17 protein-coding genes are annotated in these 20,540 nt (G+C 68.9%); 9 read left to right on the top strand and 8 right to left on the bottom strand.

The features are described from left to right. Positions 1–735: 735 nt before the first annotated feature. From rpmH to CFREN_RS12775, 8 genes are all read left to right on the top strand, one after another. The gene (gene rpmH / locus CFREN_RS12810; protein WP_035121629.1) at positions 736–873 is read left to right on the top strand and encodes a 50S ribosomal protein L34; all 138 of its coding nucleotides are present in this window, start codon (positions 736–738) and stop codon (positions 871–873) included. A gap of 15 nt (positions 874–888) precedes the next feature. Continuing rightward, the gene (gene rnpA, locus CFREN_RS12805; protein WP_070519619.1) at positions 889–1,263 is read left to right on the top strand and encodes a ribonuclease P protein component; all 375 of its coding nucleotides are present in this window, start codon (positions 889–891) and stop codon (positions 1,261–1,263) included. Beyond that, positions 1,226–1,534, top strand: coding sequence for a membrane protein insertion efficiency factor YidD (gene yidD / locus CFREN_RS12800; RefSeq protein ID WP_083291200.1), 309 nt, complete (start codon positions 1,226–1,228; stop codon positions 1,532–1,534). The genes rnpA and yidD overlap by 38 nt, the downstream gene beginning before the upstream one ends. 63 nt (positions 1,535–1,597) lie before the next feature. Then, positions 1,598–2,806 (top strand): membrane protein insertase YidC, encoded by a 1,209-nt coding sequence (gene yidC, locus CFREN_RS12795; RefSeq protein WP_209651531.1) that lies wholly within the window; start codon positions 1,598–1,600, stop codon positions 2,804–2,806. Positions 2,807–3,349: 543 nt separating this feature from the next. Beyond that, positions 3,350–3,952 carry a 16S rRNA (guanine(527)-N(7))-methyltransferase RsmG gene (gene rsmG / locus CFREN_RS12790; RefSeq protein ID WP_244979582.1) on the top strand — a complete coding sequence of 201 codons (603 nt, stop codon included), beginning with the start codon at positions 3,350–3,352 and terminating at the stop codon, positions 3,950–3,952. Between the two features lie 280 nt (positions 3,953–4,232). Beyond that, complete coding sequence (locus CFREN_RS12785; RefSeq protein WP_070519615.1) at positions 4,233–5,159, top strand: ParA family protein; 927 nt, start codon at positions 4,233–4,235, stop codon at positions 5,157–5,159. A gap of 14 nt (positions 5,160–5,173) precedes the next feature. Continuing rightward, positions 5,174–6,463 carry a ParB/RepB/Spo0J family partition protein gene (locus tag CFREN_RS12780; protein WP_209651535.1) on the top strand — a complete coding sequence of 430 codons (1,290 nt, stop codon included), beginning with the start codon at positions 5,174–5,176 and terminating at the stop codon, positions 6,461–6,463. A gap of 9 nt (positions 6,464–6,472) precedes the next feature. Further along, on the top strand, positions 6,473–7,483 hold the full coding sequence (locus tag CFREN_RS12775; protein WP_209651537.1) for a hypothetical protein: 1,011 nt from the start codon (positions 6,473–6,475) through the stop codon (positions 7,481–7,483). Here the strand turns inward: CFREN_RS12775 and CFREN_RS12770 are convergent. From CFREN_RS12770 to CFREN_RS12735, 8 genes are all read right to left on the bottom strand, one after another. Further along, entirely contained in the window at positions 7,441–8,628 is a 1,188-nt protein-coding gene (locus CFREN_RS12770; RefSeq protein WP_209651539.1) for an N-acetylmuramoyl-L-alanine amidase, read from the bottom strand. The two genes, CFREN_RS12775 and CFREN_RS12770, sit on opposite strands and share 43 nt — an antisense overlap. 70 nt (positions 8,629–8,698) lie before the next feature. Next, the gene (gene trxA, locus CFREN_RS12765; RefSeq protein ID WP_209654462.1) at positions 8,699–9,022 is read right to left on the bottom strand and encodes a thioredoxin; all 324 of its coding nucleotides are present in this window, start codon (positions 9,020–9,022) and stop codon (positions 8,699–8,701) included. 38 nt (positions 9,023–9,060) lie between these two features. After that, the gene (gene trxB / locus CFREN_RS12760) at positions 9,061–9,996 is read right to left on the bottom strand and encodes a thioredoxin-disulfide reductase (protein ID WP_209651541.1); all 936 of its coding nucleotides are present in this window, start codon (positions 9,994–9,996) and stop codon (positions 9,061–9,063) included. 109 nt (positions 9,997–10,105) lie between these two features. Then, positions 10,106–10,765: a hypothetical protein gene (locus CFREN_RS12755; RefSeq protein WP_141742937.1), complete on the bottom strand. Its 660-nt coding sequence runs from the start codon at positions 10,763–10,765 to the stop codon at positions 10,106–10,108. Then, the gene (sigM, locus tag CFREN_RS12750) at positions 10,762–11,403 is read right to left on the bottom strand and encodes an RNA polymerase sigma factor SigM (protein ID WP_246580147.1); all 642 of its coding nucleotides are present in this window, start codon (positions 11,401–11,403) and stop codon (positions 10,762–10,764) included. Before sigM ends, CFREN_RS12755 begins: the two co-directional genes overlap by 4 nt. A 74-nt stretch (positions 11,404–11,477) precedes the next feature. Next, complete coding sequence (murJ, locus tag CFREN_RS12745) at positions 11,478–15,098, bottom strand: murein biosynthesis integral membrane protein MurJ (protein ID WP_209651546.1); 3,621 nt, start codon at positions 15,096–15,098, stop codon at positions 11,478–11,480. Further along, a complete protein-coding gene (locus CFREN_RS12740; RefSeq protein WP_209651548.1) occupies positions 15,091–17,805 on the bottom strand; it encodes a hypothetical protein in 2,715 nt (904 codons plus the stop codon). The genes murJ and CFREN_RS12740 overlap by 8 nt, the downstream gene beginning before the upstream one ends. Positions 17,806–17,828: 23 nt before the next feature. Then, positions 17,829–18,950, bottom strand: a complete 1,122-nt coding sequence (locus tag CFREN_RS12735; protein WP_209651550.1) for an NUDIX hydrolase — start codon at positions 18,948–18,950, stop codon at positions 17,829–17,831. A 115-nt stretch (positions 18,951–19,065) separates the two neighbouring features. On the opposite strand from CFREN_RS12735, the gene CFREN_RS12730 reads away from it, so the two are divergent. After that, positions 19,066–20,481, top strand: a complete 1,416-nt coding sequence (locus CFREN_RS12730) for a CCA tRNA nucleotidyltransferase (protein ID WP_070523853.1) — start codon at positions 19,066–19,068, stop codon at positions 20,479–20,481. The last annotated feature ends 59 nt before the right edge of the window (positions 20,482–20,540 follow it).

Here is a 20,540-nt window from a genome sequence, read left to right as displayed (position 1 = left end):
CTCGGTGGTCCTTCTGGGTTGGTTCGGACGGTCAGCGTAACCCGCCGGGTCGGTCGGCGGGCCGTTCCCGATTCAGCGCCGACGCCACAGGGGTGCGCGAGCGTCGTCGTCGATGGTGCGCCGATTGGCGGGGGTGGAGGTCGGGTGCTCCGGTCGGGCTGTTCGGTTGTGGGATTTCGTTCCACACCGTCGTGGCCCGATGGCCAGGACTTCCACACGTCGATGCACAGGTGTGGAGCGTTTCTCGGCGTTGGTTTCTCAACAGTCTATCCACACCCTTGGGCCGCAAGAACTCGGGGGTTTTGCAACCGCCTGACCTGCGAAGTTACATCGAACGCGCAGGTCGTATGTTACTCGAGTGACGATAGTTATCCACAGTTGTATGCTTCCGCGGCCATGTGAATTCATGTGGATCGTTCGACAACGACACAGGTCGCGTCGCGTGTCGGGTCCGCTCGAGGCGACGCGCGGGGCGACGCAGGATTTGTATTGGCGGCCCCGCTCCACGTACCCTGATCGGGTCTGTCATATCCGCGACCCCGGGTGCGCCCAGGGTCGCCGGTGTGTTCACCGCATCTGCGCGGGACTCGGTCGTTTCCGGGTGCTGCGCCTAGCGGGCCCGTCGCAGGGAACGTCCGGTCACGTCGGCCGGTTCCGGCGGAGGGTGTGAAATCAATCGTTTGGCCAGGTCGCCGGCTGTCCGGCCCGGGCCCTGAATCCCTAGGAGTGTCACCCGTGTCGAAGCGGACGTTCCAGCCGAATAACCGTCGTCGTGCCCGCGTGCACGGCTTCCGTACCCGCATGCGCACCCGTTCGGGCCGCGCCGTGGTCGCCGCCCGCCGCAACAAGGGCCGCGCCCGCCTGTCCGCCTGATCGCGGACTCGAATCGTGCTCCCCGCGCAGCACAAGCTGCACCGTTCCGGAGATTTTTCCGTCACGGTCCGTCGGGGTCGCAGGTTCGGTCGCAGGACGATCGTCCTGCATTATCTTGATGCCGCCGGCGACGGTGGCGATGATGCCGACGCGCAGATTTCCCGTTTCGGGGGTCCGCGCGTCGGTTTCGTCGTATCGAAGGCGGTGGGCAATTCGGTGGTCCGGCATGCCGTGACCCGCAAGCTTCGGCACGTGGTCATGGATGTGCTTGACGACGTCCCGTCCACCGTGGACATGGTCATTCGGGCGCTGCCCGCTTCGGCCACGGCGACCAGCGAGGAGTTGGCGACCGATGTGCGCAAGGCACTCGCACGAGCTACCCGACGCTGAAGACCGGGGCCCCGCCACCCGGCTCGTCGAACGCGCCATCCTCTTCTATCGCCGGCGCATCTCCCCCGCCAAGGCAACCGGTTCCTGCCGCTTCGAACCGACGTGCTCGGCCTACGGGCTCGAAGCCGTCCGACGATACGGCGCGATCGGCGGCCTGTGGCTGACCTTTTTGCGGATCGTGCGGTGCGCTCCCTGGCATCCCGGTGGTTGGGATCCCGTGCCCCGCACCTATCCCGGCCTGGGTACCTGGTGGCGAAAGATGCACGGGTAACCTGGCTGCCGAGGCTGACGCGTAGACGGCCGCAATCCCCCACGACAGGAGAAACACCAGACCGTGCTTAACTTCGTCTATTGGCCGATTTCGGTCGTACTCTGGTTCTGGCATCAGGCCTTCGGCCTGTTCCTGGACCCGGCTTCGGGAATTTCCTGGGTGCTCGCCATCATGCTGCTGGTGGCGACCATCCGAATCCTGCTCATCAAGCCGATGCTCAAGCAGCAGCGATCCGCCATCAAGATGCAGAAGATGCAGCCGAAGATGGCCGAGATCAAGAAGAAATACAAGAACGACCAGCAGGCCCAGGCCCTGGAGATGCGCAAGCTCCAGAAGGAGATGGGCGTCAACCCGCTGGCCGGCTGTCTGCCGCTGCTCGTGCAGATGCCGGTGTTCCTCGGCCTGTTCCACGTGTTGCGTTCGTTCAACCGCACCGGCACGGGCGCCGGCTCGGTGGGACAGTCCTCCATGAGCGTCGACGACAACTGGAATACCCCGAACTACTTCTTCGGCGTCGAGGATGTTCAGTCGTTCCTACTCGCCCGCGTGTTCAACGCTCCGTTGTCGGCGTCGGTCGGCATGGACGAATCGCAGTACGCGGCCTTCACCGCTCCGGGTGACCCCGCGGACTTCACCCGCACCGACATCATGATCGTCGCGATTCCGTTGATGATCATTTCCGCGGCGATGATTCACTTCAACGCCCGGATGTCCATCGCCCGCACCAAGCGCCGTCAGGCCGCCGGTCTCCAGCAGCAGCAGGAGGGCATGATGGGCCAGCAGATGGACATGATGAACAAGATGATGCTCTGGTTCATGCCCATCATGATTCTGGCCACCGGCTTCCTGTGGCACATCGGTCTGCTCGTCTACATGGTCACCTACAACGTGTGGACCTACTTCCAGCAGAAGTACATCTTCGCCAAGATCGACCGCGAGGAAGCGGCCGAGATCGAGGCCGAGAAGGAGGCCAAGCGTCTGTCGCAGGCTCAGCTGGCCCCCAAGGTCGGCGTCAAGCCGGTGAACCCGAAGAAGGGCGGCAAGAAGGCCGCGAAGAAGGGCCACCTCCCCGACTCCCCCGCCACCAAGGCGACCCAGACGTCCGAGGCCGCCGTGGACAAGTCCGGCGCCCCCTCGGATGCCAAGGCGTCCGGGGCCGGAGCCAACTCCGGTTCCGAGTCCAACGCTCAGCCGTCGAAGCCGGCCCCGGGACAGAAGCCCGCAACGGGTAAGCGGAAACAGAGCAGGAAGAACCGCAAAGGCAAAAAGTAGCCGCTGACGGCAACCGTCTACGCCAAGAAAGAAGAGCGCCCCACCACCACGGTGGGGCGCTTTCTTGTGTTCATGGCTCCGACCCATCGCTCCCTCCCTCTCTGTCCGCCCGTAGACTGGGGAACGTCATATTCGAGATGAGACGGTCGCTTCGGGACGTCGGGTCGTGAGTTCGCGACTCGAGTCGGCGGTTGGGCGGCTCGCGTCGACGACCAAGCGCGTTGCGGCGGCCGCAACGCTCGCGGGCCCAAGTTAAATGACACCGATGTGATTTGGAATTTCGGCACAAGGTTGGGGTTTCACGTGAAACATCGACGCGTGGTCCGGCCGGGCCGCCGATGATCGAGCACGGACACCGGGAAGAACGTCGGCACTTCACTGCGCTGCAACGCAACCGGAGTCGGGATGGAAGTGGGACGAAGTAAGAATGGTGGAGAACACATGACGGAGAATAACGACAACGCTGCTTCGGCGAAAGCTGCCGGAGCAGAAGAGGCCAACTCTGCCGGTGATGTCGCCACGCGTCCAGATGCGGCGATTCAGATGGCGTTCGGTGATCGCAGTGATCTTGCCGATCAATATCATTCGTGGCTTGCCGAACATGCGACCGTCCGTGGTTTGATCGGCCCACGCGAGGTCCCCCGGTTGTGGGATCGGCACATCCTCAACTGCGCTGCTTTGGCGGATGTGATTCCGAAGGGGGCGACGGTCGCGGACATTGGATCCGGTGCGGGTCTCCCCGGGATCCCCTTGGCCATCGCTCGTCCGGATGTTTCCGTCATCTTGATCGAGCCTCTGCTGCGCCGTACGACGTTCCTCAACGAAGTCGTCGAGGACCTCGGTTTGGAGAATGTCACCGTCATTCGGGGTCGGGCCGAAGAGAAGGTCGTCCGCAAGGAAGTGGGCCTCGTTGATGTCGTCACCTCTCGGGCGGTCGCGCCTCTCGGGAAGCTTGCCGGGTGGTCCCTCCCCCTCGTTCGGCCGGGCGGACAGATGATCGCCATGAAGGGCTCCTCCGCGGCTGAAGAAATCGAAAGGGACGCGAACCTCATCCGCAAGGCGAAGGGAAAGAACCCTGTCATCGTCGAGATCGGTGCAGAAGTGCTCGACACTCCGACTTACGTAGTGAAGATCCAAAAAGTCTGACTGGGTAGGGGCGGCCTCAGTTTCACGTGAAACATCGATGCCGTCGAGACCGTCAGGACGAGTCGTCTGAAAGCTCATCGCCGGCTTGGTTTCACGTGAAACCATGGCGTGCGTTCCTTCCCGTCGTCTGTCCGTTGAGGGCGATCCGGCAGAAGGACTAGAGTAAGTCCCGTACGTTGGGCCCGCCGGGGGTATCGCCTCGTCGAGGCCCTGCCCGCATGTGGACCTGGATGAAAGTGGTCGATTACCCGGACTCGTTCCGGACGCGAAGGGATGTTTGATGGCCCGCAAATCGTGGGAAGATTCGCCGATTGCAGCTGCCGCGCGGCGCGCCGCTCAGGTGAAGGGGCCCAACCGGCCGACTTTGCCCAAGCCGGAGAAGACCCGCCGAATTGCCTTCGCGAATCAGAAGGGTGGCGTCGGCAAGACCACGTCGGCGGTGAACTTCGCCTCTGCGCTGGCTCATCACGGGCTCAAGGTGCTCGTGATCGACAACGATCCGCAGGGAAACGCTTCGACGGCTCTCGACGTGGACCATCGAAGTGGCACCGTGTCCACGTACGAGGTGCTGATCGGCGAGGTCGAACCGGCGGAGGCGATGCAGCAGTCGCCGGAGAACGAGAACCTTTACTGCATTCCGGCGACGCTGGATCTCGCCGGCTCGGAAATCGAATTGGTCAACCTCTTCAATCGTGAACGTCGACTGCGGCAGGCGATCACGGATGAGTTTCTTGAAGAGCACGGCTTCGACTACTTGATCATTGACTGCCCTCCGTCGCTGGGTCTGCTGACTCTGAATTCGATGACCGCGGCATCCGAGGTGATCATTCCGATCCAGTGCGAGTTCTATGCGCTCGAAGGCGTCACGCAGCTGCTCAACAACGTGCAGATGATCCGCCAGCACCTCAACCCGGATCTCCACATTTCCGCCGTGCTGCTCACCATGTACGACGGTCGGACGAAGCTCGCCGACGAGGTCGCCAACGAGGTGCGGCGTCACTTCGGCGATGCGGTGTTGCGCAACGTCATCCCCCGCTCGGTGAAGGTGTCGGAGGCTCCGGGCTACGGCAAGACGATCATCAGCTACGACCCGGGTTCCAGGGGCGCGCTGGCGTACATGGACGCGGCGAAGGAACTCGCCGGCCGCGGCGATTACCTCCCCTCCCCCACCAGCGGTGCCATCGGCGTCGCTCCCGAGAACCACTAGTTGAAGGACGAACCATGGCGCAGGACAAGAAGGACTCCCGTCGCGGCGGTCTCGGTCGCGGCTTGGCCGCTCTCATCCCGACTGCCCCGGAGCAGAATCCGGCCGTCGGCGATAATGCCGCGGACATCATCTTCGGCCCTAAGTCACGGCGACCGGATTCGTCCGGCCTCGCTCAGGCCGATCGCATCGCCGGCCGCAATACGATGAGACGCGATTCGAGCCAGAAGCGTCACAGTGACGAATATGGCTCGACTGGCGGGTCACCTATGAAACGTCACAGTGACGAAACGGCAAATCGTCGTCAAGCAAGTGCTGATGTTTCACGTGAAACACAGGGATCCGTCCGCGGCGAAACCAGTGGCACTGCGGGAGGGAGCGGACCGGAGGGCTCGGAGCAAGCCGTCGAAGCCGGCGTCGGATACCGGTCCTCGGACATTGGCGCGTCGTACCGTGAGATCCCCATCCCGCTCATCGTTCCGAACCCGCGGCAGCCGCGCGAGGTCTTCGACGAAGAGCCGTTGCGGGAACTCGCTCATTCGATCGGCGAGTTCGGGCTCATGCAGCCGATCGTCGTCCGCCCCATCGGAGATGATGTACGGGCGAAGACGCTCGAGGAAGCGCGGGCCAAGGATCCGAAGGCCGAGCAGCCCGAGTTCGAGATCATCATGGGCGAGCGTCGCTGGCGGGCCAGTCAGCTTGCCGGACTCGACGCCATTCCCGCGATCGTCCGCGAGACCTCCGACTCGTCCATGCTTCGCGACGCCCTCCTGGAGAACATCCACCGGGTGCAACTCAATCCGCTCGAAGAGGCCGCGGCGTACCAGCAGCTCCTCGAGGAGTTCGACGTGACGCAGGCGGAACTCGCCGACCGCATCGGGCGGTCCCGCCCGGCGATCACGAACATGATCCGGCTCCTCCAGCTTCCCGTAGACGTCCAGCGACGCGTCGCCGCCGGTGTGCTCACCGCCGGGCATGCGCGCGCCCTGCTCGGAATCAAGACGGGCACCGCCGACCAATCGATGCTCGCCGACCGCATCATCGCCGAGGGGCTGTCGGTGCGCGCGACGGAAGAAGCCGTCACGCTCATCAACCGGGGCGAGGACGCCGGCATCCGCCGCAAGCGCGAACCACTCCCCCAGCCCGAGAAGCTGACGACGTGGGCAGACCGACTGTCCGACACGTTCGACACGAAGGTGTCGGCGACCATGGGCAAGCGGAAGGGGCGGATCGTCATCGAGTTCGGGGATCTCGCCGACTTCGACCGCATCATGTCGCTCATCGGCGACCCGGGCGAGGATCAGTAGGTCCCTGCCATGTCCCCCGGATTCATCGGCCCGATCGACCTGGCGGACCGCCGCTCGATTCACCCCGACACCATGCGCAGCCTGTTCTGGGAGATCGCGCCCGAACAGACGCCGCCGTCGTCGGGCGACGGGCCGGTCGCGGATCCGAACCGCGTCGTCGGCAACCCCTGGCGCAAAATGGGCCTCCAGCATGGCCCACAGCGCCCCGGAGGGCGCGACGCACACCAAGACCCGGTGGCGCCAGCCGGAGGCTCCTCGGGGCCTCTGAATCCGCTGGACCCGCTGAGCCCGCCCGACCCGCCGGCTCCGCTGGGTCCGCCGGCTCCGCTGGGTCCGCCGGGTCCGGATGGAGGCGGCAACCGCACGCGTGAGGCCATGGATGCCGAGCTCGAAAAGGAACTGTGGCTCAACCGCGTTCTCGTCGACTGGGGCCTGTGCGGATTCAGCATCGCCGAGGCGTACGGCCAGCCGGTCACGGCGACCCTGCTGTTCGGTCCCCCGCGCTACGCCCCGACGTCGCGGTCCATGCCCACCGGTCCGATATCCCCGGACGCGGTCATGCTCACGAGCCTGCACATCGACCCCGTCATGGCCGACCGCGGCGCCGAAGAGGCTCTGATCGACGCCGCCGTCACCCATCTCGCCGGCCGCGGCATCCGCGCGGTCGAGGCGTTCGGCTGCTCCGGCGGCGGCGACGACGGCGAGGACGCCATCCCGCGCGAGGAAATGTCGCTCACGGAGTCGATCCTCCAGTCGGTCGACGCGCCCCGCACGCCGCACCGCTGCGAGTCAACGGCCCTCGGCGCGATCAATCATGCGGCGGGCGACGTCATCCCGACGCGGGTGCTCATCAATTCGGGATTCACCGTCGTCGCGCCCCACCCGACGCACCCGCGTCTGCGCCGCGACATCGACCCCGATCTGGACTGGGCCGCCGCCGTCACGGATGCCCTCGACCAGCTGGTGGCCGCGCAATTCTACGCGTCCTTCTCGGCTTCCAGGAGCTCGACGAAGCTGTAGGTGCCGGTCAGCGGCTGATCGTCCTCTTCGGTGAGGTACAGGCGCTTCACGCCCACGACGATGGCCTCGGCGATCTGGTCGCGCTGGTCGGGCGACGTCAACACCGCGACATCCTGCGGGTTGGTCAGGTAACCGACGACGACCTCGACCGTGGGCATGCGCGTCAGGCGCATCAGATCCCACGTACGGGCGTGCGTGCGGCAGTCGACCAGCGGGGTGCGGGCGACGATTTCGCGCTGGATCAGGCCGGACAATTGCTCGCCCAGAATCGAGCTGTTTCCGACGATCGACCCGAAGTAGAAGGTCGCCAACCCGGAGGCGCGCTCGTTGGGGTACCGGTCGGCGCGCAGGGAAATCATGACGTCGGCGCCGAAGGCGTTGGCCATCTCGGCCCGCTCCTCGATCGACGGGTCGGCGGTGCGCGGACGCGACAGAATCGTCTCCGCGCCGGCGGCGACCAGACGTCCCTCCACGCGGGAGGCGAGGTCCCAGAGGATCTCCTCCTCCGTGATCGGGCCGTAGGGGCCTTCGACGGTCATGCCGGGGTCGGCGTTGCTGCAGCCCGGGTCGATGACGACGCGCTTGCCGGACAGCTTCGGGCCGGCGGCGCGCACCCGCTCGCGTTCGTGCATGGCGACGTGCGATCCGCCGGTCACCCGGCGGCCGAGGTAGCTCAGGGCGCGGAAGGTGACCGGCCCGCAGATGCCGTCGGGCTCGAGGCCGTAGTTGAGCTGGTACTCGCGCACCGCAGCATCGGTGAGCGGACCGAAGTGGCCATCGACGCGGGTGTCGAAGAAACCGAGCTCCTGGAGGATGCCCTGCAGCTTGCCGATGTCGTCGCCCGTCATCGGCGCAAGGGGGTCGTGAGACAGCACACGGGCGCCGAGAACGTACGACGCCTCGCGCAGGGTCTTCAGGGTCGAGTCGCGGATGACGCCGTCGGCGTAGATGCCGCGGGACTGCTGGAAGGCCAGCAGGGCGGCCCGCAGCTCTTCGTCGAACAGGTCGTCGTCGCCGCTCCACTGCGGAGAGTCCTGCTGGACGGCGTCCCCGGCGTAGCCCGGCATGAGGCCAAGTCTGGCCAGCGCGGTGCGCACCTCCGCTACACGCGGCGATCGCTCCCCCACCTGCAGATACTCCCGCACCGGGCGTCCCCTTCCTTCACGTGCTCGAATCGGTGCGACGTGTCGGTCGCACACGTTCACACGCTACCAGTTAGAGCTGAGCTTCAAGCTTCTGCCGGATCTCGGCCTTCGGCTTGACGCCGACGATCTCGTCGACCTTCTGGCCGTCCTTGAAGATGAGCAGCGCGGGGATGGACATGATCTGGAACATGGCGGCCAGGGTGCGCTCGGCCTCGATGTCGCACTTGGCGATGACGGCCTGGTCGCCCATCTCCGCGGCGAGCTCCTCGATGACGGGGCTCAGCTTGCGGCAGGGGCCGCACCAGTCGGCCCAGAAGTCGACGAGCACGGGCTTGTCGGACTCGATGACGGTGGCCTTGAAATTCTCGGAGGTGACGTGGACGACGGACATGATTCTCCTAAAAGTATGCGTCGATTATTTGGCTAATTGTATCAGGCCTGGTCCAGCGAGGCCAGGTAGTGCTCGGCGTCGATGGCGGCGGTGCAGCCGGTGCCGGCGGCGGTGATCGCCTGCTGGTAGTGGGAATCGACGAGGTCGCCGGCGGCGAAGACGCCCGGCAGGGAGGTGCGGGTCGACGGGGACGCCACCTTGACGTAGCCGGACTCGTCGACGTCGACCTGGTCGGCGACCATCTGCGAGCGGGGGTCGTGGCCGATGGCGACGAACATGGCGGTGACGGGCAGCTCGGAAATCTCGCCGGTCACGGTGTCCTTGAGCTTCAGGCCGCTGACGGAGCCGTCGCCGACGACCTCGTCGACGACCTTGTTGGTGGCGAAGCGGATCTTCTCGTTGGCGCGGGCGCGCTCCAGCATGATCGCGGAGGCGCGGAACTCCTCGCGGCGGTGGACGATGGTGACGGACTTGGCGAACTTGGTCAGGAACGTCGCCTCCTCCATCGCCGAGTCGCCGCCGCCGATGACGGCGATGTCGTGGTCGCGGAAGAAGAAGCCGTCGCAGGTGGCGCAGGAGCTGACGCCGTGGCCGAGCAGCTCCTTCTCGCCGGGGACGCCCAGGTATCGCGGGGCGGCGCCCGTCGCGAGGATGACGGTGCGGGCCTTGTGCTCCTCGTCGCCGACCCACACGGACTTCACGTCGCCGGTCAGATCCATGCGGTCGACGTCGTCCATGCGCAGGTCGGCGCCGAAACGCTCGGCCTGGGAACGCATCTGGTCCATGAGTTCGGGGCCCTGGATGCCCTCGGCGAAGCCGGGGAAGTTCTCCACCTCCGTGGTCGTCATCAGGGAGCCGCCGAACTCGACGCCCTCGAACACGACGGGCGCGAGCTCGGCGCGGGCGGCGTAGATGGCGGCGGTGTATCCGGCGGGACCGGACCCGACGATGATGACGTCGTGGATGGTGTCGGACATTCTTCGTTCCTCCTGGTGGGTGCCATCTGACGTGGCTTTTCGCGTGTTCGGCGCGGTCGTGGCCGGCCGGTCGCCCGGCGGTGTCCGCGTCGTCGTCTCGAGCGGCAGCCTACCCGGGCCGCCCGATCGTCTCGTGCACGACGGGTGCCTCGGGTTCGCTTCCGCAGGTGTTCACGGTCAACAACACCGTCACCTGCCCGTGCATTCCCGTCGACAGGACGAAAAGCTGCCCGACCCGGTCGCCGTGGGCCATGGGAGCGGCACCGAGCAGGGCGTCGGCGCGTTCGCCGTGTTCGGCCAGGCAGGCTTCGGCCAGGGCGGGGTCGACCAGTCCGCCGAGGTCGACGGCCCCCATGGCGTCGGCGACGGCGGGGCCGAGGGCGGCCAGGTCGATCTCGGGTTGGGCGGACTCGCTTCCGCCGGCTGCGGGCCGCGTTTCCTCCGGCTGCGCGATCCTGCTTGACGACGGCCCGTCCCCCGCTTCCCCGCCCGGGGAGCGGTCGGCGCCGGGTGCCGTGACCCAGATGCCTCCGGCGAGGAGCACGATCGCGGCCGCGGCGGCAGCGGCAAACCCACCGAACGAAGACCCGAACGGTGGGCGCGCCACCGTCGCCGAATCGGCGTCGCCGCCGTCCGCATGGTCCCGTCGCCATGCCGAGTGAACGCTCGGCGGCGGCGCCTCGTCGCCAAGCAACGACGCGGCGAGGCACTCGAGCGAATCGTCGTCGAGGGATGCGTCGGAACGCATGTCGTGGAGTGGGCGGTTCATCGGGCGACCTCCGCTTCCAGGCGGCGCAGCTGGCGGCGCAGGGTGGCGCGGGCGCGGGAGCGGCGGGATTTCACCGTGCCCTCCGGGATGCCGAGCCGACGGGCGACGTCGGCGAGCGGCCAGCCCATGACGTCGACCTCGAGGATGACGAGCCGCTGCTCCTCGGGCAGGCGCGCCATCGCCTGGCGCATCACCACGGCCAGCGCGGGATCCCCGGCACACGCCTCGACCGGCGCGGGCGCGACGCGATCGTCCACCACCCCGTCGGGAGGGCCGTGACGCCCCCGCATCCGGTCATGGCAGCAGTTGACCACGATGCGGTGCAGCCACGTGGCCACCGACGAGTCGCGGCGGAACGACGCTGCGCTGCGCAGGGCCTTGACCAGGGCCTCCTGCATCGCGTCGGCCGCGTCGGAATCGGTGCGCGAGTGCCGCTTCGCCGTCCACCACAACTGCCGTTCGTGCCTGTCGACGAGCGCCGGGAACGCCCGCGCATCACCGGCCAGGTGCGCGGTGAGCAGCTCGAGATCCCCGCGATCATCCGGTGGCGCGCCACCCCCCGGCGCAGACCCGGCTCCATCCGTGTTTCCCCGGTCGACCAACGCCGTCGGCGCGGTGACCCTCCCCCCGAAGTTCACGCGCCCATCCCACCACGGCCGGAGCGGGCGCGCCATTCGGGGACGGACGGGCACCCGGGCCCGGGCCGCCGCGGTCACCGCTCGACGGTGACCTCCGCGATGGAGGCGGCCTGCGGCATGGGCAGCTTCGTGACCCAGATCAGCAGGTGGCGGCCCTTCGGGGCGTCGGTCAGCTCGATGGTGGTCTCGTCGTCGCCGAGTCGACCCCGCCCGAGCACTTCCGTCTCCTCGAGATCACCGGTGCCGGCTTCGGCGAGATCGGCCGGGATGGACCGGATTTCGACCATCGCGCCGGGCGAGCCGAGGATCTCCGCGAACCGCGGCGTCGCGTCCTGCTCGAAGGTGAGCACCAGGCCGATGCCCTCCTTGAACGCGGTGGGCCCGGTGCCCAGTTGCGCGTTGTACACCGACGTCGTCCAGGCGGTGTCCTCGTCGCCGTCGATGGCCAGCTCCGCGCCGTAGGGGTCGTCGGGGCCCGCGAGGGGGTTGGGGTTGGTCGCCTGCCATTCGGCGACGTCGTCGATGGTGATCGGTCCGCGCGGCAGGGCCCGTTCGGCGGCTTCGGATCCGCGGCGCACCGAGTCCGGCGTCAGCGGCGAGTCCTCGGAGCGGTTGAGCCACGCGAACACGGCGGCGAGGATCAGCGCGACCACCAGCACCATGCCGACGACGATGGCGCCGGAGCCCCACAGCCGCCCGCGCGTGGTCGAGGTGACCTGCTTCAGTCGCGCCGGGGTGTCCGGCACGTCGGCGTCTTCGGCGATGACCCGCAGCTGGCCCGAGTCGGGGCCGAGGGCGGCTTCCCGCAGGCGGTTGGCCATCACCAAGCCGCGGTTGCGGTCGCCGGCGGGATCGGCGGCGTCGGCGGAGTCGTTGTCGTCCCGTTCGTTGTCCCGCTCGTCCGTGCTTGACGACGACTCGCCCCACGCGCGATCGGCCGACGCGCTTCGGGAAGCGTCGTCGAGAATCACCCGGACGTCGGCGGGCACGTGCCGGCAGCCGTCGAGAAGCGAGGACAGGGCGCGGCAGGTGACCTCGATGTCTTCGTCCTGAGTGGCCTCCGGCAGCGGCGCCGGGAACGCCAGCACCACCCGGCCATCGACGCTGACGCGAAGACGGTCGAGATCATCGGCGCCGAGGACGATGCCCTCGCCATGGGCGCGGCCCGCCGCTTCCGCGAGATCGGCCACGGCGAAGGCCGCCGCGTCGGCGTTGGTGCCTTCGCCCACCGCCGACAGCGCAATGCCCGGCACCCAATCGGCCGCCACGATGATGTCCGTGCGACCCAGGTGCACCGCACGGATGCGCGCCAGACCGACGCCCTCCACGCGGCGCAGCGCCTTGGTGGCCTCCGCGATCTTCACTGCGGCGCCCGGCGCCGTGTAACCGACGTGCGGTGCCGTGAGCGTGTCGATGAACGTCAGGGCGACCTCGTCGTGAAGCTTCTTTCCGTCCGCATCCGTGCGCACCGGACCCGACCGATCCACCGCGCGCCAGAACCGCACGCCGGGGCGGGACCCCTCCTCCGACAGCAACCGGTACCGGCCGCCGAAGACCATCTCGCCGGGGACGAAACGCGTCGGACGGGACGCCTCCGACGGCATCGGCGGCAGCATCGGCGAGGCGGTGAAGCCCTCCGACGCCATCGCCGCGTTCTCGCCGGCCGCCGCCACGGGACCACCAACGGCCGCGCCGACGATCGCGGCGTCGGCGTCGTCGGACTCGAGGGCCGCGTCCGCGTCGGCCGGCGCGGGGGCGAAGCGGCGCAGACCCGGGATGCGACCCAGGAAACCGCCGAGGGTGCGCACCTCCGGCAGCGGCGAACGAGACAGGACCACGCCGGCGACGACGAGGAACAGCACGCCCGACACCGCCACGCGCAGCAGCGCGCCGATCGACCCGAGGGTGTCCAGCGGATCGCCGATGACGAACGAATCCAACGCCATCGCCACCGCAATGCCGACGAGCGCCGAGCCCAGCGCCCACGCGCACGTCTTCAGCACTTCACGGCTGCGCAGATCGCCCAGCGTCCTGCGCAGCAGCCATCCGCCGATGATCGCGCCGGCGACGAAACCGAAACCGTTGGCCGCGCCCAGCAGGACCACGACGAGCTCCGTGCGCGACGCCATCAGCGGCGCCAGCATCGACAGCGTCACCTTCACCAGGGTGATGCCGAAGATGATGAACGTCGGCGTCCACGCCTCCTCGCGGGCGTAGAACACGCGCAGATGCAGCAGCACCAACGCGTACGGGATGAGCGTGAACGCAGAGAAGGACAGCGTCCAGCCGAGGATGTCCGCCGTCTCCTTCGGGAAGAACCCGTAGGCGAACAGGGCGTTGGCGATGGGCACGCCGAAGGCCGTGAAGAACACCACGATGGGGATCAGCGCGATCATGGTCAGGCGCGTGCCCACCGACAGGTCGCGGACGACGGCCTTGTCGTCGCCGTCGGCGGCGTTGCGCGACAGGCGCGGCATGATCGCCGTCAGCAGCGTCACGCCCACGATGCCGTAGGGCACCTGCAACAGCAGCCACGACTGCTGGTACACCGTCGGCGCCGCGGCATCCGCCGTCGACGCGATGCGCGTGGTGACGATGTAGCCGGCCTGCGAAATGGCCACGTACGTGACGATGGCGATGCCCATCCCGCCGAACTGCTTGATGCGGTCGTCGATGCCCCACAGCGGGCGCAGATCGATGCCCAGGCGCCGCAGCGGCGGGATCATGATCAGCGCCTGGATAACCACGCCCAACGTCGTGCCCAGGCCCAGCAGCAGAATGTGCGGGTCCGTGATCGTGCCCGGGTGGTCCTCCGGGAGGGAACCGGGCAGCAGCCAGTAGAGCAGGAGCGTCGCGATGGCCACCACGTTGTTGGCCACCGGCGCCCACGCCCCCGGTCTGAACACCCCCTTGGTGTTCAGCACCGCCATGAGCAGCGAGAATATGCCGTAGAAGACGATCTGCGGCAATAACAGGAACGCGAACGACGTCGATAGCGGGACGTTGACCTTGCCGTCGGCGTTGAGGCTGATCCTGGTCAATATCGGTGCCGCGATGACCGCCAGGACGGTGACGGTGCCCAGCAGGGTCAGCGACAGCGTCAGCAGCCGGCGCACGAAGGCGGCGCCGCCGTCGGCGTCCTCCTTCTGGGCGCGCACCAGCACCGGCACCACCAGCGAGGTGAGGACCGCACCGAGGACGATCTCGGTGATGAGGTTCGGCAGGGTGTTGGCGACGTTGAACGCCGACGCCACCGCCGGGCCGAGCGTGATGCCGATCAGCGCGTTGCGCAGGAACCCGGTGATGCGGGAAAACAGCGTCGCGATGGCCATGGAGCCCGTCGACCGGACGACGTCGGCGTCGCTGGTCTTGCCGGAGTCCTTCGACGCACCGGCCGCGTTCGCCGAGCCCGAACTCGCGGAGCCGCCGGGCGAGGTGTCGGCGGCGCGGGTCATGGTGCCCGCCGCCGTGCCGGAGGCGGTCGTCCCCGCCCCGGAACCGGCGGTGCCCGCCGCGGTGGACGGCCCGCCCGGTGAGCCGGGGTGGCCGCCGCCGGTCGGCGGGCGATTCAGGATCGGGGCCTGCTCCTCGCGCCGTGCCGCGGGTGCGGTGCGGGGCGCGGGAGAAGGCGCCGGAGGCGCGGGCCGGCGAATGCGGCCGCGCTGCCCGGAATGTGGCGCGTCGGGTTCAGTCACGCCCCCATTGTGTCCGAATGCGACGGATTCCTTCGAATCGACCCGCGCGCCACAGGGCGAACGCCCCGACCACCAAAGTCAGCGCCACCGACCCGATGATGAGCGTCCGGGTGGTCGGCCCGGTGCGGGCGACGATCTCCACGGGGGCGGAAATCCGCTGCCCGTCCGGCGTCTCCAGCCACAGGTGCAACTGGTTCTGGCGTTCGCGGTCGACGTTCGGGCCGGGATCTTCCGGGCTGATCTGAAGCGTCAACGACCCCTTCGCCGGCAGGAGAGCCTCGTGGCGGCCGATGCGTTCGGAGTCGCTGACCTGCACCCGCACGAAGGCGGGAACCGGCAGCGGCAGGCCGTTTCGCCCCACGATGACCACCGGCGACAGGTCGGTCGCGCGGGTGTAGACGCCGCCCGGCGCCACCAGCGACACCGAATCCCGCAGCTGCTGGAGCATCTCGCCCATGCCGGCCATCGTCCGGCCCGCCTTCTCGGCGTGGCGCATGTGGGAGGAGGCGTTGCGTCGTCCGATGCCGGTCATCGAGCGCAGCACGTCGCGACGCATCGGTTGGGTGAACCCGTGGCGAGTCAGGGCCACCTGGTCATCGTTGGCCATCATCGTCGTCAAGTCGGTCAGGTACCGGGACTGCTGGGCCGCGCGGCTGACCTCGGTGCCGGACACCGCCCCCGGATCGGGGTTGGGCGACGACGTCTGCGCGGGTCCGACGGAATGCTCGGCACCGGAGCGGGCCAGCGCATCCCCGAGAGCGACGGGCTCGGCGATGCCGTCGTCGAACGTAGCCGCAATCGCCCGCAGCAGGGTCCGCGCGTCATCGCCGGAAACCGACCAGCCGGCGGGGGGCATGGCGACGACCGGCGCCGCCCCCGCTTCGCCTACGCCGACGGAGGCGTCGGCGATTTCCTGGCGCAGGGTGCCCACGACCGTCTGCATCCGGGCCACGCCCGAATCGGCGGCGAGGTCGAACCTTCCGGCGACGGCGGCGTACCCGGCGACCTCGGGGGCCGATCCGGTGGCGGCCAACGCCGAGGACAGCGGGACGGGCAGGGCGAACGCGGACGAGCCCGGCCCGATCTCGGCCGTTTCCCCGGGGCGGGCGATCCTGCCGTCGCCGAAGGTCAGGGAGTTGGCGGCCACCAGCGTCGTCGTCCGCGGGGCGGCGGGGGGCCACGTCACCGGCGACGTCCCCGCGGCGCCCGGAGCATCGGCGTCGGCGGCGGCCTCATCGTTGCCGTCGCCGTTGGCGCCGTCGTTCCCCGCGTTCGGCCCCGTTTCCCCGGTTGCGTTGAGGGCTTCGAAGGCGGCGGAGCCGTCGACGGGCGACGACGTGTCGCCGAACGCGGTCACCGCCACCGACGAGGCGTCGAGGTATCCCTCGGGCGGAATGATCGTCGACGGCAGCGCATCCCGGCCCAGGACCCTTTCGACCACCGCATCGCCCATGGCCAGGGCCTCGGTGGCCAGCTCCGGATCGCCGGTCGCGGCGACGGCGTTGACTTCGGCGCCGGACCACGGCAGCGTCACCACGCACAGGTCGCGGGTGACGGCCGCCAACCGGTCGAGCCACGCCCCGGCCGCTTCGGCGCCCTGGCCCTCCCGCAGACTCAGGTCGTTCCCGCTGCCCCACGAGTCGCGCAGCCGGGTGCTGTCCTCCACGGGGCTGGGGCGTTCGCCGCCGATGCGGTAACCGTCGCGCATGCGGTCGGCGACGTCGAGGAGCTCGGGATCGACGGCGACGCACGTCGACTCCCGCAGCGCGGGGCCGTCTTCTCCCGCCAACTCCGACTCCAGCGCCCCGAGCAACACGTCGAGGCGCCCACCGGCCTGCATCTCCGACGCCAGCGATTCGCCGGACAAGATCAATTCCGGCCGCACCGGCGCTTCCCCGGTCTCCCCCGGCACCAGCGGAATGTCGGCGGCCAGCGGCCAGACCAGGGACACGGGCGCGGGATCGGCCGACCCGTCGCGTGCCTCACGTCGCCCGTCCGCGCCGTCGGCCCCTTCCCGGCCATCGGCATCGGCCCGCGACCCCTCGCCATCTCCCGACCCGGCGGGCCCCTCGGCGTCCGCGTCGGCGTCGTCAAGCGAAGAATCGACCGGAACCAACATCCGCGTTTCCGCGAGGAACTGGTCGATGTCGTCGCCCGGCCGCCCGTTCGCGTTGACCAGCACCGGGTACACGCCCGCGGCGTCGATGCCCAACCCCTCCGGCGCCGGAGCCGACAACGGCACCGACAGGGTCACCGTGCGCGATTCCCCCGCCGCGAGATCGAAACCATCGTCGAAGGCGGTGGCGACCCCGAACGTCTGCTCGGGTGCGGCCATCGCCAGCCGCGCATCGGCGGCACCGGCCAGCGCTTCGGCCCGCTGCGTGCGGATGATGACGTCGTTCACCGCCTCGTCGGACGTGTTCTCCACCGTCAAACGGATGTTCAGATCGCCGCCGACCTCGGGATTCTGCGGCGTGACGTTCTTGATCTGCAGCTTCAGCGGGCTGCGGGCGGCCACCCGCTGTGCATCCGCCCCCCACTGCGACGAAATCGACGGATCCGCCGGGTCGATCGGCCACGGCGGTGGCGCGGCGGCGGCCTCCGGAAGCGCCCCCACCGGGCCCAGCTGCCCCACCGGCCCCACCGGCGCGACCGGCGCGGCGACGAGGGCGAGCGCACCCGTCGCCGCCGTCGCGATCAGCCGCACCGTACGGCGCCCCCCGCGCCCCGTCACCGCGGAGTCGCCCTTCCGGCGTCCTTCTCCGCCCGGGCCAGGTCCGGCAGCAGGTCGTGGGCGCGCCGGGCCAGCTTGCGCTCGTCGGCGTACGCCAGGCGTTCGACCAGCGACGATGCGGGGAACCAGGTCACCTCGGTGACCTCGGGGTCCTCGTCGTTGAGGTCGCCGTCGACGTAGCGCAGCAGGTGGTGGTGCACCGTCTTGTGGATGCGCGTGCCGTCGGAGATGAACCAGTAGTCGATGACGCCGAGTTCGGCGATGACCTCGCCGCGGATGCCCGTTTCCTCCCACACCTCGCGTTCGGCGGTGGTGTCGTGCGCTTCGCCCGGTTCGACGTGGCCCTTGGGCATGGACCACAGCAGGCGGCCGCGGCGGTCGAGGCGGCCGATCAGCGCGACGTAGATGCGCGACAGGTCGACGGTGCCGTCGTCGCGGACGGCTTCGGCCAGGCCCGATACGACGAGGCCGCCGGCGGAGGTTTCGATGGACGTGCGCATCCGGTCGCGCTGGTCGCCGCCGCGCTGGGCCGGGCGGTTTCCGGAGGGCCGGCGTCCGGGGCGGCCCTTGGATTGGTTTGCTTGACGACGCCGCTGGGATCCCCGACCGGCCCCCGACTTCGAATTCGGCCGTGACGAGCCTCCGCCCGAGCGGGACGAGCCGGATCGGGAGCCGCCGCCGGATCGGGACGCGCCGCCGCCGGAGGAGCCGGTGTCGTCGGTCTGGGTGTTCTTCGCGGTGTTCTTGGCGGTTCCGGTGGTGTTGCGGCTGCCGCCGGAGCCACGTCCGCGACCACCGCGACGGCGGCGGCGCGAGCGATTGCCCGAACCCGATCCCTGGTTGGAGCCGGACCCGGAACCCGAGTTAGGGCGAGAACCCGAGCCGGAACCCGAATTGCCGCCGGACTTGCCGTTGTTGCCGCCGGTGTTCTTCGCGGAGCCCTTGGAGCCGCTCTTCGCGCCACCCTTGGCCGCGCCTCCGGCCGAATCGCCGCCGGAACCGGTGGTCCGCTTGGTTCCCTGGCCACCGTCCTGCGGGCGGCCGCTGCGCCGACGCGAACGGCGGCGGCGCCGACGCTGCGGCCCCGCCGTCCCCTCGTTCCGTTCGGCATCGCTCATTCCTCACAGACTACCGGGCCGCCGTGAACCTGCGGGTAATGTGTCGCACGTGACCGATGCCCCGACTCCCCAGCGCACCCCCGACCACGGCGACCCCGAGATCAAGCGCACCGCGATGCTCGCCGTCGCGGACCAGGCCATCGGCCGGGAGGCGGAACTGCTCACCCCCCTGGCCAAGGCCTTCGCCGACGCCGGGCATTCCCTTTATCTGGTGGGCGGATCGGTGCGCGACGCGCTGATGGGCCGACTGGGCAACGACCTCGACTTCACCACCGACGCCCGCCCGGACGTGGTCGCCGGAATCCTCGACGAGTGGGCCGAGACCACGTGGGACACCGGCATCGACTTCGGCACGGTGTCCGCGGAGAACAAGGGCCGCCAGGTGGAGATCACCACCTTCCGCGCCGACGTCTACGACCAGGTCAGCCGCAATCCGGAGGTGACCTTCGGCGACACGCTCGAAGGTGACCTGGTCCGCCGCGACTTCCGCTGCAACGCCATCGCCGTCGAACTCCACGGCGACGGGACCCGCTCCTTCCGCGACCCCCTGGGCGGCTTCGACGACGTCGTCGCCGGCGTCCTGGACACCCCCGGCCCGCCCGAGGTCAGCTTCGGCGACGACCCGCTGCGCATGCTCCGCGCCTGCCGGTTCACTTCGCAGCTGGGCTTCACCGTCTCCGACCGCGTCCGCACGGCGATGCAGGACATGAACGCCGAAATTCTCCGCATCACCGCCGAACGGGTGGCCATGGAGCTGGACAAGATGATCCTCGGCGCCGACCCGTCCGCCGGCATCGACCTCATGGTGGACACCGGCCTGGCCGACCACGTCATGCCGGAAATCCCGGACATGAAGATGACCCAGGACGAGCACCGCCAGCACAAGGACGTCTACCAGCACTCCCTGCAGGTCATGCGCCAGGCCATCGAACAAGAGGAGCCCGGCGAACCCGACCTGGAACTGCGCTGGGCGGCGCTGCTGCACGACTGCGGCAAGCCCGCCACCCGCTCGTTCACCGAAAACGGCAACGTCTCCTTCCACCACCACGAAGTCGTCGGAGCCAAACTGGTGCGCCGCCGACTGCGCAAGCTCAAGTACCCCAAGCGCGTCACCGAGAACATCTCGCAGCTCGTCTACCTGCACATGCGTTTCCACGGTTACGGCGACTCCGCCTGGACCGACTCCGCCGTGCGTCGCTACGCCACCGACGCCGGACCCCTGCTGGACAAGCTCAACAAGATCGTCCGGGCGGACTGCACCACGCGGAACCGTCGTAAAGCCGCCCGCTTGGCCCGGGCCTGCGACGACCTGGAAGCCCGCATCGCCGAACTCGCCGCCGCCGAAGACCTGGCCAAAGTGCGGCCCGACCTCGACGGCAACGACATCATGGAAATCCTCGGCATCGGCCCCGGCCCCGAAGTCGGCGCCGCCTGGAAGCACATGAAGGACGTCCGCCTGGACAAGGGCCCGCTGGAGCGCGAGGACGCCATCCTCGAACTCAAGCAGTGGTGGGTCGACCGCGAGGGCTGAGCCGCGGCGACTGCCCCGCGACGGCTGGCCCGCACCGACCTCCGCTCCCGGCCCGCGAC

It is taken from the genome of Corynebacterium freneyi (assembly GCF_030408835.1).
Taxonomy (GTDB): domain Bacteria; phylum Actinomycetota; class Actinomycetes; order Mycobacteriales; family Mycobacteriaceae; genus Corynebacterium; species Corynebacterium freneyi.
The sequence above is the reverse complement of the archived record's forward strand: the minus strand, read 5'-3'. Positions and strand labels throughout refer to the sequence as shown.

Bases quoted from the DNA above. Each gene is read 5' to 3' on its own strand.
- CFREN_RS12780 (WP_209651535.1), top strand. From the start codon at position 5,174: ATGGCGCAGGACAAGAAGGACTCCCGTCGCGGCGGTCTCGGTCGCGGC.
- trxB (WP_209651541.1), bottom strand. From the start codon at position 9,996: ATGTCCGACACCATCCACGACGTCATCATCGTCGGGTCCGGTCCCGCC.
- CFREN_RS12755 (WP_141742937.1), bottom strand. From the start codon at position 10,765: ATGAACCGCCCACTCCACGACATGCGTTCCGACGCATCCCTCGACGAC.
- CFREN_RS12775 (WP_209651537.1), top strand. From the start codon at position 6,473: ATGTCCCCCGGATTCATCGGCCCGATCGACCTGGCGGACCGCCGCTCG.
- CFREN_RS12785 (WP_070519615.1), top strand. From the start codon at position 4,233: ATGGCCCGCAAATCGTGGGAAGATTCGCCGATTGCAGCTGCCGCGCGG.
- yidD (WP_083291200.1), top strand. From the start codon at position 1,226: ATGTGCGCAAGGCACTCGCACGAGCTACCCGACGCTGAAGACCGGGGC.
- CFREN_RS12735 (WP_209651550.1), bottom strand. From the start codon at position 18,950: ATGAGCGATGCCGAACGGAACGAGGGGACGGCGGGGCCGCAGCGTCGG.
- rsmG (WP_244979582.1), top strand. From the start codon at position 3,350: ATGGCGTTCGGTGATCGCAGTGATCTTGCCGATCAATATCATTCGTGG.
- CFREN_RS12730 (WP_070523853.1), top strand. From the start codon at position 19,066: ATGCTCGCCGTCGCGGACCAGGCCATCGGCCGGGAGGCGGAACTGCTC.